The sequence below is a fragment of the Vibrio amylolyticus genome (assembly GCF_023145695.1).
Taxonomy (GTDB): Bacteria; Pseudomonadota; Gammaproteobacteria; order Enterobacterales; family Vibrionaceae; genus Vibrio; species Vibrio amylolyticus.
This window is the reverse complement of the sequence record NZ_JAJHVV010000005.1, coordinates 68,483-84,139: the sequence shown is the minus strand read 5'-3', so window position 1 is coordinate 84,139 and position 15,657 is coordinate 68,483. Positions and strand designations below refer to the sequence as shown.

Annotated in this window: 13 protein-coding genes and 7 tRNA genes; 8 read left to right on the top strand and 12 right to left on the bottom strand. The window is 43.1% G+C overall.

What is annotated here, in order from left to right; all coding sequences use genetic code 11:
* Window positions 1-42: 42 nt before the first annotated feature.
* Window positions 43-1,248, top strand: coding sequence for an OmpP1/FadL family transporter (locus KP803_RS09245; RefSeq protein ID WP_248008544.1), 1,206 nt, complete (start codon window positions 43-45; stop codon window positions 1,246-1,248).
* 38 nt (window positions 1,249-1,286) lie between these two features.
* Here KP803_RS09245 and KP803_RS09240 read toward each other — a convergent pair whose 3' ends face one another.
* Window positions 1,287-2,081 (bottom strand): hypothetical protein, encoded by a 795-nt coding sequence (locus KP803_RS09240; protein ID WP_248008543.1) that lies wholly within the window; start codon window positions 2,079-2,081, stop codon window positions 1,287-1,289.
* Between the two features lie 152 nt (window positions 2,082-2,233).
* Here KP803_RS09240 and KP803_RS09235 point away from each other — a divergent pair, with 152 nt between their 5' ends.
* From KP803_RS09235 to KP803_RS09225, 3 genes are all read left to right on the top strand, one after another.
* Window positions 2,234-3,187, top strand: coding sequence for a LysR family transcriptional regulator (locus KP803_RS09235; RefSeq protein WP_248008542.1), 954 nt, complete (start codon window positions 2,234-2,236; stop codon window positions 3,185-3,187).
* Window positions 3,188-3,323: 136 nt separating this feature from the next.
* A complete protein-coding gene (locus KP803_RS09230) occupies window positions 3,324-3,992 on the top strand; it encodes a YiaD family glycine zipper/OmpA-like lipoprotein (RefSeq protein ID WP_248008541.1) in 669 nt (222 codons plus the stop codon).
* A gap of 25 nt (window positions 3,993-4,017) precedes the next feature.
* Entirely contained in the window at window positions 4,018-4,422 is a 405-nt protein-coding gene (locus KP803_RS09225) for a hypothetical protein (protein ID WP_248008540.1), read from the top strand.
* A 227-nt stretch (window positions 4,423-4,649) separates the two neighbouring features.
* Here the strand turns inward: KP803_RS09225 and KP803_RS09220 are convergent.
* From KP803_RS09220 to KP803_RS09180, 9 genes are all read right to left on the bottom strand, one after another.
* Window positions 4,650-4,725, bottom strand: a tRNA-Gly gene (locus KP803_RS09220).
* A 36-nt stretch (window positions 4,726-4,761) separates the two neighbouring features.
* A tRNA-Leu gene (locus KP803_RS09215) sits at window positions 4,762-4,848 on the bottom strand.
* A 93-nt stretch (window positions 4,849-4,941) separates the two neighbouring features.
* Window positions 4,942-5,017, bottom strand: a tRNA-Gly gene (locus tag KP803_RS09210).
* A 24-nt stretch (window positions 5,018-5,041) separates the two neighbouring features.
* Window positions 5,042-5,115 (bottom strand) — tRNA-Cys (locus KP803_RS09205).
* Window positions 5,116-5,170: 55 nt separating this feature from the next.
* Window positions 5,171-5,257: transfer RNA gene (locus KP803_RS09200), tRNA-Leu, on the bottom strand.
* Between the two features lie 92 nt (window positions 5,258-5,349).
* A tRNA-Gly gene (locus tag KP803_RS09195) sits at window positions 5,350-5,425 on the bottom strand.
* Between the two features lie 26 nt (window positions 5,426-5,451).
* Window positions 5,452-5,525 (bottom strand) — tRNA-Cys (locus tag KP803_RS09190).
* A gap of 188 nt (window positions 5,526-5,713) precedes the next feature.
* Window positions 5,714-7,159, bottom strand: coding sequence for an ATPase RavA stimulator ViaA (gene viaA / locus KP803_RS09185; protein ID WP_248008539.1), 1,446 nt, complete (start codon window positions 7,157-7,159; stop codon window positions 5,714-5,716).
* A gap of 9 nt (window positions 7,160-7,168) precedes the next feature.
* The gene (locus tag KP803_RS09180) at window positions 7,169-8,842 is read right to left on the bottom strand and encodes an ATPase RavA domain-containing protein (RefSeq protein WP_248008538.1); all 1,674 of its coding nucleotides are present in this window, start codon (window positions 8,840-8,842) and stop codon (window positions 7,169-7,171) included.
* Between the two features lie 266 nt (window positions 8,843-9,108).
* Between KP803_RS09180 and KP803_RS09175 the strand changes: the two genes are divergently transcribed.
* From KP803_RS09175 to KP803_RS09165, 3 genes are all read left to right on the top strand, one after another.
* Window positions 9,109-9,624 (top strand): NUDIX hydrolase, encoded by a 516-nt coding sequence (locus tag KP803_RS09175; protein ID WP_248008537.1) that lies wholly within the window; start codon window positions 9,109-9,111, stop codon window positions 9,622-9,624.
* Between the two features lie 9 nt (window positions 9,625-9,633).
* A complete protein-coding gene (gene ltaE, locus KP803_RS09170) occupies window positions 9,634-10,644 on the top strand; it encodes a low-specificity L-threonine aldolase (protein WP_248008536.1) in 1,011 nt (336 codons plus the stop codon).
* Window positions 10,645-10,735: 91 nt separating this feature from the next.
* Window positions 10,736-11,062 (top strand): c-type cytochrome, encoded by a 327-nt coding sequence (locus KP803_RS09165; RefSeq protein WP_248008535.1) that lies wholly within the window; start codon window positions 10,736-10,738, stop codon window positions 11,060-11,062.
* Window positions 11,063-11,098: 36 nt separating this feature from the next.
* Here KP803_RS09165 and KP803_RS09160 read toward each other — a convergent pair whose 3' ends face one another.
* Complete coding sequence (locus KP803_RS09160; RefSeq protein WP_248008534.1) at window positions 11,099-11,791, bottom strand: aspartate/glutamate racemase family protein; 693 nt, start codon at window positions 11,789-11,791, stop codon at window positions 11,099-11,101.
* 338 nt (window positions 11,792-12,129) lie between these two features.
* On the opposite strand from KP803_RS09160, the gene KP803_RS21895 reads away from it, so the two are divergent.
* Window positions 12,130-12,441 carry a YgjV family protein gene (locus KP803_RS21895; protein ID WP_345791555.1) on the top strand — a complete coding sequence of 104 codons (312 nt, stop codon included), beginning with the start codon at window positions 12,130-12,132 and terminating at the stop codon, window positions 12,439-12,441.
* Window positions 12,442-12,500: 59 nt separating this feature from the next.
* Here the strand turns inward: KP803_RS21895 and KP803_RS09150 are convergent, their stop codons facing one another.
* The gene (locus tag KP803_RS09150) at window positions 12,501-15,653 is read right to left on the bottom strand and encodes an efflux RND transporter permease subunit (protein ID WP_248008532.1); all 3,153 of its coding nucleotides are present in this window, start codon (window positions 15,651-15,653) and stop codon (window positions 12,501-12,503) included.
* Window positions 15,654-15,657: the final 4 nt, after the last annotated feature.

Sequence of the window (15,657 nt, the reverse complement as noted above, 5' to 3'; positions counted from 1 at the left end):
GAAAGTATCCCCTCATATTTATTCATTCTGTAAGTTATTACTATGAAAAAAACACTATTAGCACTACTTATCTGCTCATCGTACGCCAACGCGAGTGGTTTATTACTTCAAGAAGCGGTGACAGCAAATGCCGGTACTGCAGGCGCTGGTGACGGAGTTTATACTGAAACAGCAACAGCAAACTGGACGAACCCAGCGACCATGAGCCACATGGGAGAGCAAAAAACAACCATCAACACAATGGCACTCTACCTTCAGATGGATTACACGGACTACGGTACAGACGAGAACCTTCTGCGGACCCCTGAAGGAAATGCCTCAGCTGAAACCATCATGCCTTCTATCGGTGTTTTCCATGTACGACAATTAAACGAAAAGCTGCATCTTGGGCTCAATTTTGGCGCTGTTGGTGGATCTTCAATTGAGTACGGTTCGGATTGGGATGGTGCTAATCACCTAGATAAAGCCTTTATGTCCGCATTACAGCTCAACCCAAGCCTGAGTTATCAAATCGACCAGAACTGGTCGGTAGGCCTTGGTGCTCAAATCAATTACGGAATGATCGAAGTCAGCACCACCGGCTTTGAGTCTGACATGGGAACCGACTGGGCTTATGGATTTAATGCCGGTGCCATGTATCAAGCCGAACGTTGGGCATTAGGCCTAAGCTACCGTTCTAAACTAGTGCATGAATTCGATGACATTACCGCAACTTTAACCAATGAATTTGAACAAATAAACGGTACTCAGGCGACAGTAGGTACAAAATTAATCGTACCTGCAATTGTAGATCTAAGTGGTAATTACGATCTGACTGAACAACTAACGATCCTTTCCTCTGTCCAATTTCATCAATGGAGCGAGTTCTCAGAAACGCCAGTTTACAACGATGCTTTAAACCTATCCGGTATATACCCTGCCATCGATAGAGACTGGGATGATGTATGGAAATTCGCCATTGGTGCCGATTACCAGCTTAACTCTGACTGGGCGCTGAAAGCAGGCTTCTCTTACGAAACCTCACCACAAGATGACCCAACAAAACAATGGGTCGATCTGCCTGTCGGTGAACAGTACCGCTATTCACTTGGCGCAAGTACCTATTGGGGCACAACGCGTATCGACATTTTCTACGAATACGCTGACTTTGGCACAATGGAAATAGAACGCACCGGAGAACCTTATACTCAAATTAATGGTGAATTCGAAGGCAGTATTCACTTCGTTGGTGCCAACTTTACATTCTAAGAAAAGACAGGAGGCACTTAATCAAGTGCCTCTAACCTTTAGAATCGATAGTCAATGCCGACCGATGCAGTCACTTCTTCGGAATCAAGACTGCCAATGACTGTCTTATCGAGTTTGATATAGTCGTACTTAAATTCAAACATAATATTGATTGTTTTATCCGCTACTTTGGTTTTTATTCCTTGTAGCCACATAAGGTTAGCGACATTCATGTCGACACCTCCATAAGACGATCCAAGGTTAACATTAAAGACTGAAAAATGGGTGTCATTCCAAGGATGAAGTGCATACAGATTAACAGAACCTAGTTGTGCTTCTTCTCCACCAAGAGCCAAAGACACTTGATTGGATGTAATGGCAGGAATTGGAGAGCCAGCGAGCCCGTTAGCGAAGTCAGCAATATCATTTGTTTTGAAATCCACATAGGTATAATTCAATGAAGGAAAAAATAGTGTTCCATCGTTGTTTGATAACGGCAACATATAACCTGTGGTATACATACCTGCCACACTGTCTAAGTGGTATACATCAACATACACTCCGCCAAAAGAATCAAAGTGTGCGGCTCGAAGCCTCGCGTTGTTTGTCTGCGTATAATATTCCGCAAAGCCTACCGTTTGAGAGATGTCGCTGGTTAGCCCGCCTGCTCCACCACCTGCTAGTAATTTTAATTCGCCTTGGTCATCTGAAAAAACAGCAGCCCTTAATGAGCTATTCCTTGGATCTGCATCGTGGTAGTCCTGTTCTTCACTCTTATCGTTTGCGTAGCAGGTGGCAGATATGCTCGTTGACAGCATAAGTAAGGTAGTGATGAGGGTATATGATTGATTCATTGCTTTGCCTTTAGTTTCTTTTACTCAGTTCTTGCAAGCACTCTAAATAAACTCAGTTTCATACACTACTTATTCAAACTATTAGTAAATCTAATTCACCTAACGAATTGCAATAAAGCACAGCTAATTAATGTCATGGAATAGGAGGCAATATGTACCAAAAATATAATCAACAGCTTAACTTGAATTACCTACGAACATTTAACGCGATATACAGCCATAGAAGTATTAAAAAGGCAGCCAATGCACTGGGCATTACTCAGTCGGCAGTCAGTCAAACATTGGCCAAGTTACGAGAGTTCACTAACGATAAGTTGTTTTATACGGCAGGTAATGAATTACACGCTACTTATCGCGCTGATGAAATTGGTCAAGGATTAAACGAGCATATTGAACTATTAGATAACCGTCTGTCATCAAGGCTATTCTCCGATCCGCATCAGTTTGATGGTGAGCTCACCATTGCTGTCTCTAGCGTGTTCTTAGAAGCGATCGCGACCGAGTTAACGAGTTCTGTCGTCTTTGATATGTTTCCCAATGCAAAGCTTAATGTCACCACTTGGAATGATAAAACCTTTAACGCTATTCAAAATGGTGAGGTACACATTGGGCTTAACTTCTACCCCATTGAAACACCTAAATCTATTCGTTCTGTCGCCCTAACAACCAGCGATCCGGTGGTAATCGCAAGAAAAGAACATCCGTGGGAACATTCAGGTTTCAGCCAGCGCGAATTTTCAACATACCCAACCGGCGGGATTTTAGTACCCGGCCTCACTGATTTTAGCGCGATACTAGAACGGCAATATCCAGGAAAGTTTGATTTTCAATATCGTTCCGCAAGCATGTCTGTACTTAGCTGTTTGGCCGAGCACTCTGATATTCTCGCAATAACAGAAACCCTTTCGGCATCTATGTGTCCTAAGTCAATTCAATGCTTCAAACCTCGTTGGCTAAGTGAGCTATTACCTAACAAGATCAGCCACGCCATGTACTACTTAGAGCGTAATCACCATCATCCTCTTTACCAATACAGTAGCGAGTTAATTAAAAAGTCGCTTCAGCACAAGCTGGATGAACTCTCACCGAATGTTATTGAATGCTAACGTCTTTGCAGTAAATCTACTGATGTATATTGCCGTCATTATTTTTAGTCTATCCCCTGAGTTTTTTTAATCCAGTTTTGCTCTTTCGTCACGAGTACATGGGCATAACAATAAATATATTCGAGTATTAATCACGATGAATAAAACAATTCTAGCGCTTTCATTAATAACAATGATCACTGGCTGCCAAGCGACCCAAAGACAGAATGCAATGACGGGAGAGGCAGAGACTAATTCTGCAACTAAAGGCGCGTTAATTGGTGTGCTAGCTGGGGCAGCATTGGGGGCAGCGACGGGCGATAGTTCTGATGAACGCAAGAAAAGAGCCCTACGCGGTGCTGCTGCGGGTGGTGTGATAGGTGGTGGTGTTGGCCACTATATGGATAAACAAGAAGAAGCATTAAGAAAGCAGCTGGCTCAATCAGGTGTGCAAGTCAAACGAGTTGGAGAAAATGAACTTCAACTTGTAATGGAAAATGGTATTGGCTTTGATTCTGGCTCCTATCACCTTGCTTCCAGTATCTACCCAACGCTAAATAGCGTCGCAATAGTTCTGGCTGAGTATCCAGATACCCGACTTCAAGTAAAAGGGCATACCGACAGCGCAGGTAGCGATGCCAGTAACCAAACATTATCAGAGAAACGCGCAGAATCAGTTGGAGACTATCTCATCAGTCAGGCCGTAGCGTCAGGAAGAGTAACAACGGAAGGCGCAGGAGAACGTTATCCGATTTGTAGCAACGAGGATAAGCAAGGTAGAGCATGCAATCGCCGCGTTGAAATAAACATCTTAGCCTTAAACTAGTCCACTCACATTAAAGGTAAACATTATGTTCTTTAATCGCTTTCTAAAACCGTTCCTTATTATCGGCGGCCTTATCACTATGTATGCTGGTATTTATGCAATAAACCCTGAAACCGCACTACGTGATATGAACAATCTTCCCTATGACTCGAATTATGTGTTTCTGTTTAGGCACTGGGGAGTCATGGTCGGTCTAATGGGTTTCTTTATAGCGGCGTCGGCTTATGTTGTACGTTGGAGAGAATCGATCATCCTTTATTCGTTTCTAGAAAAGTTATTCATGGTTTACTTGTTTACTTCAAACTTCTTTAATCCAGAAACTGCCCACCTAAACAGTAGCTTTATTCCGTTTGCGATTACAGATATCACCATTGTTAGTTATACGCTTGGCTATTGGTATGAGAACTATCGAAATAGAACATCAGCGTAACGGCTAAGGTCTTTTATGCTTGGGGCTCTTTGGAGCCCTTTTTAGTGTTCGTCGAATGACGTTAACCGTAGAATGGAAAGCGGGCTAAGCCCTGAAGGTATGAGTGACCTACGTTGTTACCTTCTTTGCATGCCTCATCAAACAAGAGCTGAATCGAGAACACATCAACACTTAGGCTCTGAAAAACAAAAAAAGCCCTAACATTTCTGTTAGGGCTTTCTTATATTTGGAGCGATACATCGGGTTCGAACCGATGACCTCAACCTTGGCAAGGTTGCGCTCTACCAACTGAGCTAGTATCGCGTTGCTATTACTTTTAAAAGTAAAAGACTTAATAGATGGTGCCCCGGGCCGGACTTGAACCGGCACAGCGCGAACGCCGAGGGATTTTAAATCCCTTGTGTCTACCAATTCCACCACCAGGGCACGCAAAACTTGTTGCGATGCTTCTAATAAATGCACTCTGTCGAGTGAGTTAGACACCATCTTGACCTTGTAATACTACAAAATCATAAAATTTGGAGCGATACATCGGGTTCGAACCGATGACCTCAACCTTGGCAAGGTTGCGCTCTACCAACTGAGCTAGTATCGCTTTACATTCCCATTTCACAAGAAATGGAGGCGCGTCCCGGAGTCGAACCGAGGTCCACGGATTTGCAATCCGCTGCATAGCCACTCTGCCAACACGCCTTTACTTTCTTACTTACCTGACGAACACACCAAAAAGTACGTTTATCAAATTAGATGGTGCCCCGGGCCGGACTTGAACCGGCACAGCGCGAACGCCGAGGGATTTTAAATCCCTTGTGTCTACCAATTCCACCACCAGGGCACGCAAAACTTGTTGCGATGCTTCTAATAAATGCACTCTGTCGAGTGAGTTAGACACCATCTTGATCTCGTAAACTACGAAATCTTAAAATTTGGAGCGATACATCGGGTTCGAACCGATGACCTCAACCTTGGCAAGGTTGCGCTCTACCAACTGAGCTAGTATCGCTTTACATTCCCATCTCAAAAGAGAAATGGAGGCGCGTCCCGGAGTCGAACCGAGGTCCACGGATTTGCAATCCGCTGCATAGCCACTCTGCCAACACGCCTTATTTTCTTACTCAAGCAACGTTTAACTTTCAACACCTTACCGCTCTTAACTAGAAGCGTTCAGTGCCGTTGCGTTGGATGCATACTTTACGGATTGAGCGAGGAGAGTCAAACAAAAAAGTAAAAAAAACATTCGTTTGCCCAGTTTTACAGCGATTCGACGAAGTATCACTCGGATTGATGATTTTTACCACTGCTTCATCAGGCGTCCCATTAAGCTTGGGTGATATGCCCAGCAGTGATCGAACATCTCCATTAGTTGGGGATTTCCATATTTCGAGACACTCACACCATGAAAACGGTTCTTCTTGGTCTTTAATAAATCTACTTTTTTCTGGAGTTCGTCAGATTGCTTTGGTGCAATGAAATCAGAGATGACAACAAGATCTGCATTTTTGTACTTACTGCGCTCCATTGTCTCTATAGAAGTCATAATGGCTTGCTCAAAGTCTGTACCACCATGGAAGCTATAAGCAAGAAAGTCACTCGCCTCACGAAGCCCATCTTGTCGTGTTAATTCATAGGTTATTTGTTCTGTTGAAAATAAGATAACAAAACAATCGCGTTCTTCAGCCAAGGCTATTTGCATTAAAGCGTAAGCCATCGCCTTCGCGGATTGTTCAGGTGCGCCTTTCATAGAGCCAGACGCGTCGACACAAATAACAAATGGACCTTTTTCAATATCGATCTCTTTATTATCTGGCACATGGGCTCTTACTTTACGAAGCGTGCGAGATTTTCCTGCAACTTTGTAGTTGAGTAAGCGTTTATCTACCAAGTGTTTATAGAAGACAACTTCCAGCTCAGGGTAAGCCAAAAACATGGTTTCGTTAGGTAACAGCTTGTTTAAATCATCACTTTCATGGATACCGACAATATCGTCAGTGGCTTCATCGGACTTTTCTTCCACCATTTGAAGCTCTTCAGCAGGCGTAACATGCAAATCCGGGTCATCTAACTCCCCTGCCATTCTGCCCAGCTTAGCTGCAATTTCTTGGAGACCTTTATTTTTGCTCAAATACTCAGCGTGTTTTTTCATAACCGTTAAGTCAGTTTTACTTAACTTCGCAGATGCCATATCCCACAAACGACCAACACTAATTTCACTGCCAGTTTCTGTTACGCGGTCCATGTTCTTTATCGTTTCCATTCTTTGATAAAGATCTTTCAACGCTTTTTCTTTATTTGCTTCTAATTCAGATATTTGAGCTTTCTTCAGTGTATCAGACAAGCTTTTATACCACTGGTCACAGAAGTAATGCGGGAACATCGGATTGTTAATTCCTTTGTTCTTTTCAATGAGTCGGCGAGCTTGCAGGTAAAATGCAGAGTGCCACTCTAATTGCTTTACCACATCATTTAGGTTTTCAAAAAAAGTCTCTTCATCCCAATGAATCACTTTTTGGTACAGTGCGAGTTCATGTTTAAAACGATCGGTTTCACATACCTTTGTTAGACGACGCTTAACATTGCCTCGCCATTTCATTATATGACCTTTAACCGATGATTTGACGCCTTTATTTTCAGCCATCATCATCACCTGTGAACGCGCCATTAAGTCATTCACAGCCGTGTCTACGATTCCTGACTCGGCAATCGCCACAATTAGATTGAGTCCATCAGCCCCTAACATCTGATACTCCTACGCAAAAAACTCATTAAGGTGTTTCACGCGGAATACCGTTTTCTCGCACTCCACCTTCGTCGCTTCCAACTTGCTGAGTAACTCTTGTAACCCACCTTCCATCGTTCTTGGTAGTTCATTGTCAATAAAGCTATGAGGTAAAGCGCCATGAAAATCTGAGCGCACTTTCCTTAGGTGAAAATCTGCAGATTGTAGTTGTCCCATCGCTTCGTCCGCTTTATTGCTCCATTCCTGAAAAAGCACTTCATCTAACCCCTCTTTATCAGCAACGGCCAGCAATACGCCACGGTTAGCGATATCCTTAATGACAAGATGATTTTCTGCATCAACATCAAACGTTAATCGGCAAATATTGGTGTTTTGATTGACGTAACCATAGACTTCGCCCCCACCCTCTTTTATTACTTTACTTAAATCATTCTTAGGTAGGTAAACCCAGCGGCTATCGCCCTTATCCGATTCTGATACCGACATGTTTGATTGCAATAGAACCAGTTTAACCAACCCTTTCGTCGTACCAACCTGATAGCTGCTTGCATTAGAAATATCGTACTGCTGGACATGTTTTTTTAGTAAACCGGACGGTGCATCTTGAGAAAGTACCACACTGTATTTCGATTCTAACTCAAGTTGAATATCCTCAAGCTCCTCGCGGCACATGGAGATTTGATGCTCTACCTCTTGCTGATCAAAGGCATGGTTTAATGCGAATTCTCGGACAATGCTACGAACCTTGTCCCTAGATTCAGGGCTATTCCATAAGCAGTCTTGCAATAACAATAAGTCCAGTGGATTAATAGAGCTGCGACCATTAAAGAACGCGCTCGCTTTTAATAATCTCACGGCTTTTTTCCAACGACGGTCAGAAACATAGCTATCACTGTCTGAATGGTGGGCTGCTACATTGTTATCTGAAAGTTCGTCTTTGCCTTCAAGCATAGATTTCAGCTGAAACAGTTTCTCAAAAACGGAATCGCTTAGCTCTAACTTATCTAACTCCGATTGCCATTTATGGTATTCCTCATCTGTGATCGCGAGTCCTTCAGGGATCTTAGCTTCTTGTGTGGTTCCCACCGTAAGCATGGATTTAAAGTTTTCTTTATTTTGTATACGGTTTATGAATACACGCACCAACATTCTGTCGTACAGCGCATCAAGACCGCTATCTTCGTCAGGCAACTCATTTGATGCTGAAATAAGCAGTCGCATTGGTACACGTTCAATATCACTACCATTCTTAAAGGTTTTTTCGTTTACCACTGTCAACAGTGTATTTAGAATCGCAGGTCCCGCTTTCCAAATTTCATCAAGAAAAACGATCTGTGAGGTAGGTAGGTAACCATCGGTTAAACGAACATAGCGTCCATTGTCTTTGAGTTCTTGAATACTTAACGGCCCAAACACCTCTTCTGGCGTTGAGAAGCGCGTCATTAAATACTCAAAGTAACTTGAATTATCAAATGCTTGAATCAGACGTTTTGCAATCAAGCTTTTCGCTATACCAGGAGGACCAAGCAGGAAAACACTTTCACCAGAGAGTGCCGCTAACAAACAAAGTTTGATGGTATCTTCTCTCTCATAGACACCATCTGAAAGAGCATGAGCAAGCTTATTAATTCTCTCAGAGAGCAAGGCTTTTTGTGAGTGAGATGCTGGGGTTGGGCTTATCATTTCTCGGCTCCTAGAGAGGGACACATTTTGTGTGTATGTATATGTTTATACATTTGTTACCACTTTGTTACAAGTGTATTTTAATTAAGATCGCTTAGTTATAGCAGAATACATTTCCTGTTTATCATTGCAATCTATGTTTGCACTTATGTGATTCACCATATCGATTAAAGATCCCTCTATTCATAACGCTTTGGGGGTTTATTTAGATCAAGAATGTCGCTATTGTGACGCTATCTTAATTTTTATATAAGTCGTTAATTGGCATGAGCAAGCTCATTCACAAATGGAAGCAAATATCCCTCATTGAAGAGGACATTCACTTGCCAAATGGGCAGAACATTTCACACACTACCATCTCTCATCCCGGAGCGGCTGTCATACTCCCTATCAGCTCAAACGGTGAGTTAGTGTTAATCAACCAATTTCGCCCCTCGCTAAAAAAATGGTTGCTCGAATTGCCTGCTGGCACGATAGAAGCGGATGAGCAGCCACTACAGTGCGCACAACGCGAATTAGAAGAAGAAACAGGGTACAGCGCCAAAGAGTGGATAGCCTTAGGGCAAGTCACCCCACTCGCTGGTTTTTGTGATGAGATTCAGCACCTCTATGTTGCGAAAAACTTAGAGAAAACCTCACGCTTTGATTGCGACCTCGATGAAGTAATCGAAGTGGTTACCATGCCAATAGAGCAGGTAAATCAATTTATTATCAATGACACCATTACGGATGCCAAAACCATCGCTTGCTTAAGTAAAGCAACGCTTTGCGGCTATTTATAGGAGAATTTCATGGACTTTAGATCCGATACCGTTACCCGCCCTACCGCTCAGATGAAAGAAGTAATGATGAATGCCGATGTTGGCGATGACGTTTATGGTGATGATCCGACAGTAAACGAATTAGAAGCATGGGCCGCGGAACGTCATGGATTCGAAGCTGGACTATTTACCTCATCAGGTACTCAAGCAAACTTACTCGGCCTAATGGCACATTGTGAGCGTGGAGATGAATACTTATGTGGTCAACAAGCGCACAACTATAAGTTTGAAGCAGGAGGCGCGGCAGTATTAGGGTCAATCCAGCCTCAACCAATTGAAAATAACCCTGATGGAACACTCGATTTAGCAAAGTTAGCGGCAGCGATAAAACCCGATGATAGCCACTTTGCAAGAACTAAGCTATTGAGCCTAGAAAACACCATCAACGGTAAAGTGTTGCCTTTAAGTTATTTAGCACAGGCTCGAGAATTCGTTGATCAACACAACTTGTCATTGCATCTAGATGGCGCACGAGTTTACAACGCATCGACTGCGCTCAATATTGATGTAAAAGAGATTGCGCAGTACTTCGATTCGATGACGATATGTTTGTCAAAAGGGCTTGGTGCCCCGATAGGCTCTCTTCTTCTTGGAGATAAAGCATACATTAGTAAAGCCAGACGCCTTCGAAAAATGGTGGGAGGAGGAATGCGTCAAGCTGGAATCCTCGCTGCGGCGGGTAAACTTGCGTTAACCGAACATGTTGCTCAACTATCAACAGATCATGCAAACGCAAAGTATCTTGCAAATAAGATTAGTCAACTTGAAGGGTTTAACGTAAACGTTGATCACGTGCAAACCAACATCGTCTTTGCAAAACTTGATAATACTGTTGATATCTCATCGATTACTAAACAACTATCCGAAGATGGAATCTTGATTTCTGCTGGTAACCCTGCTCGATTTGTGACGCACCGTGATGTTAATCAATCGGACATTGATACATTAGTCTCTAAAATTTCGACACTATTATCACAATGAACTCTTTGATTAAATTAATCTAGTTTTACTATTGAGCTTCCCCCTAGGGGAAGCTTTAAGCTGTACCTTTCCAATGAAAGCTAAAGACCTCATGAAAACGACAACCGTTACCTTACTAATACTGTTTGGCTGGTCAGCCAATATTGCAGACTCAAACGCCACTCCATTTGGTGACCCTGAATTAGGTAAATTAAAAGCCCCTAGTTGTGTCTTTTGCCATGGTAAAACGGGGATCAGTACCAACCCTTCCTACCCAAATATACAGGGGCAAAACGAACTCTATCTCTATAACGCGATGAAAGCGTATCAAAATGGAGAACGAACCGGGCCCCTTTCTGAAATGATGGGGCAGCAGTTACAAAGACTCAATGACCAAGATTTAAAAGACGTCGCAAGTTATTTTTCTCAAGCAGAATAATATCTGCACATTCAGCACATGCTAGCCGAACATATCCTATTTTAGTGCTCTATGAACTGCACTCTCTACATGGATTTGAGTCGTATCGAGCAATTTCACTCGCGTATCTTCAGGTTTAACCAACAAGCCTATTTCGGTGCAGCCTAAAATAACGGCTTCTGCTCCAGCCTCGTACAGATCCCCGATGATCGTTAAGAAATCTGATTTTGAACGACTGATCAATTTGCCCTGACACAGCTCTTGATAGATAACGTCATGAACGAGTCGTCGCTGAACACCATTTGGAACAATCACTTCCACACCATACTCACGCTCTAGATACTCTTTATAAAACGCTTCTTCCATAGTGAACGCTGTGCCTAATAGTCCTACTTTTTTAACGTCTCGAATTTTGAGCTTTTGCCCTGTTGCATCAGCAATATGCAGTAAAGGGATATTTACCTGTGATTGAACCTCGTTGGCGACCTTATGCATGGTGTTGGTACAGATAATAAAAAAGTCTGCGCCAGCTTTCTCTACCGCTTGAGCTGCTTGAATTAATAGCTGTGCCGCTTTTTTCCATTCACCGCTTGCCTGATAGTGTTCTACCTCTGAAAAGTCGACACTAACTAATACGATTTTTGCAGAGTGAAGGCCACCAAGTGCACGGTTTACCCCTTGGTTAATCTCTTGATAGTAAGTCAATGTTGATTCCCAGCTCATACCGCCGATCATACCAATAGTTTTCATCTAACATCCTTTAATTCAAGTCATTACGCTCACTAATAAATCAGATTAGAGAGCCACATACAATTTCAATGTAGCAAAGCGCCCTCTTCCCACCACTGCGCCCCTTACAATATAGACGGATTAAAAGCCCAAGATAAATTAAATGACGGGTTCTAAACAACGAAATACTTTAGCAATGTCGTTGATTCTAACGTCACTATTCCTCTTTCATTCCAATTAAACGTTTGCGTAATCGCTAACCTTCAACTTGCTTAATTTTGCGCCTTTCATCACACTTTTTCATTTGCTATATTTGCGCTCAATTAGTCAACACCATTCGAGGCAGGGAGCTTCCTCATATATCTCATGATGAGAAGAATTGGTACCGAGTTATATCGGCAACATTGAGAGGAATAAAAATGGAAATGAATATAGTAGAAATCTTAGGTTACGCAGCATCAATTATGGTCGCGATTTCATTAACAATGAAAGATATCGTTCGCCTGCGTGTACTAAACTTTATTGGTTGCGGTTTGTTTACCGCGTATGGATTAATGATCGACTCAATGCCTGTTGTTATCACTAACGGTTTCATCGCCTGTGTTAACGTCTATTTCCTTTTCAAAATGCAACAAGAGAAGAAAGCGCAGCCTATCGAAAACCCTGCCTAAATTGATTCAAATATAAAAATCCCCAGCAATTGCTGGGGATTTTTATTTAAAGGTAATAGTTAATCATCATCAAGTGGGATTAACTTAGTACTGCCACCGTGAATCTTCTCGCGCTTACGTTGCACCATTGCGTAGAAACCAGGAATCAATAACGTACCCGCTAATAACACACATAGCAGACCACCAACTAATGATACCCCTAGAGAGTTTTGGCTAACGTGGCCGGCACCTGATGCAAATATCAGAGGGAATATACCCAAGATGAACGACCATGACGTCATGTTCACCGCACGGAAACGTAACTTACCACCTTTCACTGAAGCATCATCGATAGACAGCTCTTTCTCTTCTCTTTCTTGCTTGGCAAATTCCACAATCAAGATAGCATTCTTCGCGGCGAGCGCTATCAAGAGTACCAGACCTATCTGAGCATAAAGGTTAAGCGGAGTCCCGGTAATCGTCAGAGCAATAAACGACCCTAGTGTAGCAATTGGCACCACCAAGATAATCGCTAATGGGATGCTCCAACTCTCATACTGTGCAACCATGAAGAGGTAGATGAAAATCAATGCCAATGCAAACGCATAGATCGCTTGGTTACCCGCTATCTTCTCTTGATACGCCATACCTGTCCACTCGTACTGGTAACCTTGAGGTAGCATTTCTGCTGCCACACGTTCCATCGCGGCAATCGCATCACCACTAGAATACCCAGGAGCAGGCTGACCTTGAATAACAGCACTACGATACATGTTATATCGCCATGCCACATCTGGCTCAAACACCTGCTCAGCGGTCACTAATGTACTTAGTGGAATCATATCACCTTGTGCGGAACGAACATGAAAACGGTCTAAGTCATCAATGCCCTTTCGGTACTCACTGTCGGCCTGCATGGTCACTTGATAGTTTTTACCAAACATAGTGAAGTCATTGACATAGATTGAGCCTAAGTTCCCTTGTAGAGTTTGGAATACCGAACTTAATGGAATCCCAAGCTGCTGAACTTTCTCTCGATCAATCTCAATGCTGTAGTGAGGCACGTTAGCTCTGAAAGTACTGAATGTGAACGCAATCTCAGGCTGTTTATTCGCTTCTTGTATCAGATCGCCCATCAAGATCGCTAAATCAGTCCGGCTACGCCCTAACGCATCTTCAAGGACAAATTCAAAACCAGACGCCGCGCCCATACCAGGAACCGCTGGAGGCCCCATGGCAAAAACAGAAGCATGTGGTAATGTCATCGCCGCTGCGCCGTTAATTCGGTTCGATATTGCGGTCGCTGAGTGATCACCGTCTAAGTTGTTACGGGTCTCCCAATCATGGAGCTTGATAAACATCGACGCACCGTTTGATGCCGCTGCACCGGTCATAAAGGCAAAACCATTTGCCACGGTTACGCCATCAATGCCTGGTTCGCTTTCTACAATTTTGATTAAGCTTTCAGTGACTTCTTCCGTTCTCGAAAGAGACGCAGAATCAGGTAACTGAACGTTAACGAGTAAAATGCCTTTATCTTCTTGCGGTACAAACGCAGTTGACGTTGTTTTAGAGAGGTAGGTTACCGAGCCGACTGCGACTAAGAAAATAGCCACAACGATTACGGCACGCTTCACTAAAAAACCAGCTACATTACCGTAACCTTCTGTCACTCTGTCTAAGCCACGGTTGAAGGCTTTAAACCAGCTCGCAGTGTTACCGCCACCTTGTTTCAATACCAAAGAACAAAGTGCAGGTGACAGTGTTAGTGCGTTAATGGAAGAGATAACAACCGAAATACAGATGGTTAGAGCAAACTGTCGATACATGATGCCGGTAATCCCTGGAAGCATCGCGACAGGAATGAACACGGCAAGAAGGACTAACGTAGACGTTAAGATTGGCCCTGTAACTTCCTTCATCGCTAGAAGTGTGGCTTTTCTTGGTGTAATAGAAGGATCTTTTGCCATCGTCGTATCGACGTTCTCGATAACTAAGATGGCATCATCTACCACGATACCGATGGCGAGAATAAGGCCAAACAAGGTTACCGTATTAATGGTAAAGCCTGTCATTTGCATTATTGCAAACGTACCAATCAAAGAGACGGGAATAGCAACAACCGGTATTAACGTCGCTCGAGCACTGCCTAAGAATAAGTAAGTCACCGCAATTACTAATAGAATCGCTTCGATTAACGTTTTCACTACACCTTTAATAGATTCAGATACAAATAATGTTGTGTCGTAACTGGTTTCATATTCTAGGCCTTCAGGGAAATTAACGCTCAAGCGATCAAGTAGATCCATTACCGCTTTGCCACTTTCTAATGCGTTAGCATCAGACTGAAGTGACAATGTAACTATCGAGGCATCTTGACCTCGGAATTTTCCTGAACCATCATAGAACTTCTTACCTAGTTCAACACGCGCTACGTCTTTTAAATAAATCGTAGAGCCATCAGGATTTGCTCGTAACACTACGTTCTCGAACTCCTCAACCGTCTCTAAGCGACCTTTCGTTACTAAGTTAAATTGAACTTCTTGTGATTGGCTATAAGGCGCTGCGCCTACCCGACCAGCCGCAACTTGAACGTTTTGCTCCGCTAATGCCGATTGCACATCAGGCGTGGTTAAGTTTAAGTTCGCAAGCTTCTCTGGATCTAACCAGACTCGCATTGCGTATTCACCGCCACCAATAACCGCCACATCACTGATACCCGTGACACGTGTTAATTGATCTTTTACATTCAAGTTAATGTAGTTAATCAAAAATTGGTCGTCATAACGGCCATCTGGAGAATAGAAGTTCAACACCATCAATAGGTCAGGCGAGCGTTTCTTTACCGTCACACCCGTCATTCGTACTTGTTGTGGTAATTTCGCTTCAATCTGAGATACACGGTTTTGGACGTTGACCTGAGCCATGTCAGGGTCAGTGCCTACTTCAAATGTCACGTTCAAACTGTATGAGCCATCGTTTGCACTTTTGGAAGACATGTAAAGCATGTTTTCTACGCCATTGACCGATGTTTCTATAGGGTCTGCAATGGCTTGCTCAACTACTTCTGCACTTGCTCCTGTGTAGTAGGCCGTAACACTAACAGATGGCGGGCTAATCTTAGGGTATTCGGCAACAGGCAAAACCATTAAAGCTATGGCGCCTGCTAACGACAAGATAATTGAAATAACCAACGCAAACTTGGGGCGCTGGATGAAAAACCGACTTAACATATTA

Excerpts from the sequence above, each read along its gene's own strand:
- ltaE (WP_248008536.1), top strand. The coding sequence starts at position 9,634 with ATGGACTTTAGATCCGATACCGTTACCCGCCCTACCGCTCAGATGAAA.
- KP803_RS09160 (WP_248008534.1), bottom strand. The coding sequence starts at position 11,791 with ATGAAAACTATTGGTATGATCGGCGGTATGAGCTGGGAATCAACATTG.
- KP803_RS09235 (WP_248008542.1), top strand. The coding sequence starts at position 2,234 with ATGTACCAAAAATATAATCAACAGCTTAACTTGAATTACCTACGAACA.
- KP803_RS09245 (WP_248008544.1), top strand. The coding sequence starts at position 43 with ATGAAAAAAACACTATTAGCACTACTTATCTGCTCATCGTACGCCAAC.
- viaA (WP_248008539.1), bottom strand. The coding sequence starts at position 7,159 with ATGTTAGGGGCTGATGGACTCAATCTAATTGTGGCGATTGCCGAGTCA.
- KP803_RS09175 (WP_248008537.1), top strand. The coding sequence starts at position 9,109 with ATGAGCAAGCTCATTCACAAATGGAAGCAAATATCCCTCATTGAAGAG.
- KP803_RS09180 (WP_248008538.1), bottom strand. The coding sequence starts at position 8,842 with ATGATAAGCCCAACCCCAGCATCTCACTCACAAAAAGCCTTGCTCTCT.
- KP803_RS09225 (WP_248008540.1), top strand. The coding sequence starts at position 4,018 with ATGTTCTTTAATCGCTTTCTAAAACCGTTCCTTATTATCGGCGGCCTT.
- KP803_RS09150 (WP_248008532.1), bottom strand. The coding sequence starts at position 15,653 with ATGTTAAGTCGGTTTTTCATCCAGCGCCCCAAGTTTGCGTTGGTTATT.
- KP803_RS09240 (WP_248008543.1), bottom strand. The coding sequence starts at position 2,081 with ATGAATCAATCATATACCCTCATCACTACCTTACTTATGCTGTCAACG.
- KP803_RS09230 (WP_248008541.1), top strand. The coding sequence starts at position 3,324 with ATGAATAAAACAATTCTAGCGCTTTCATTAATAACAATGATCACTGGC.
- KP803_RS09165 (WP_248008535.1), top strand. The coding sequence starts at position 10,736 with ATGAAAACGACAACCGTTACCTTACTAATACTGTTTGGCTGGTCAGCC.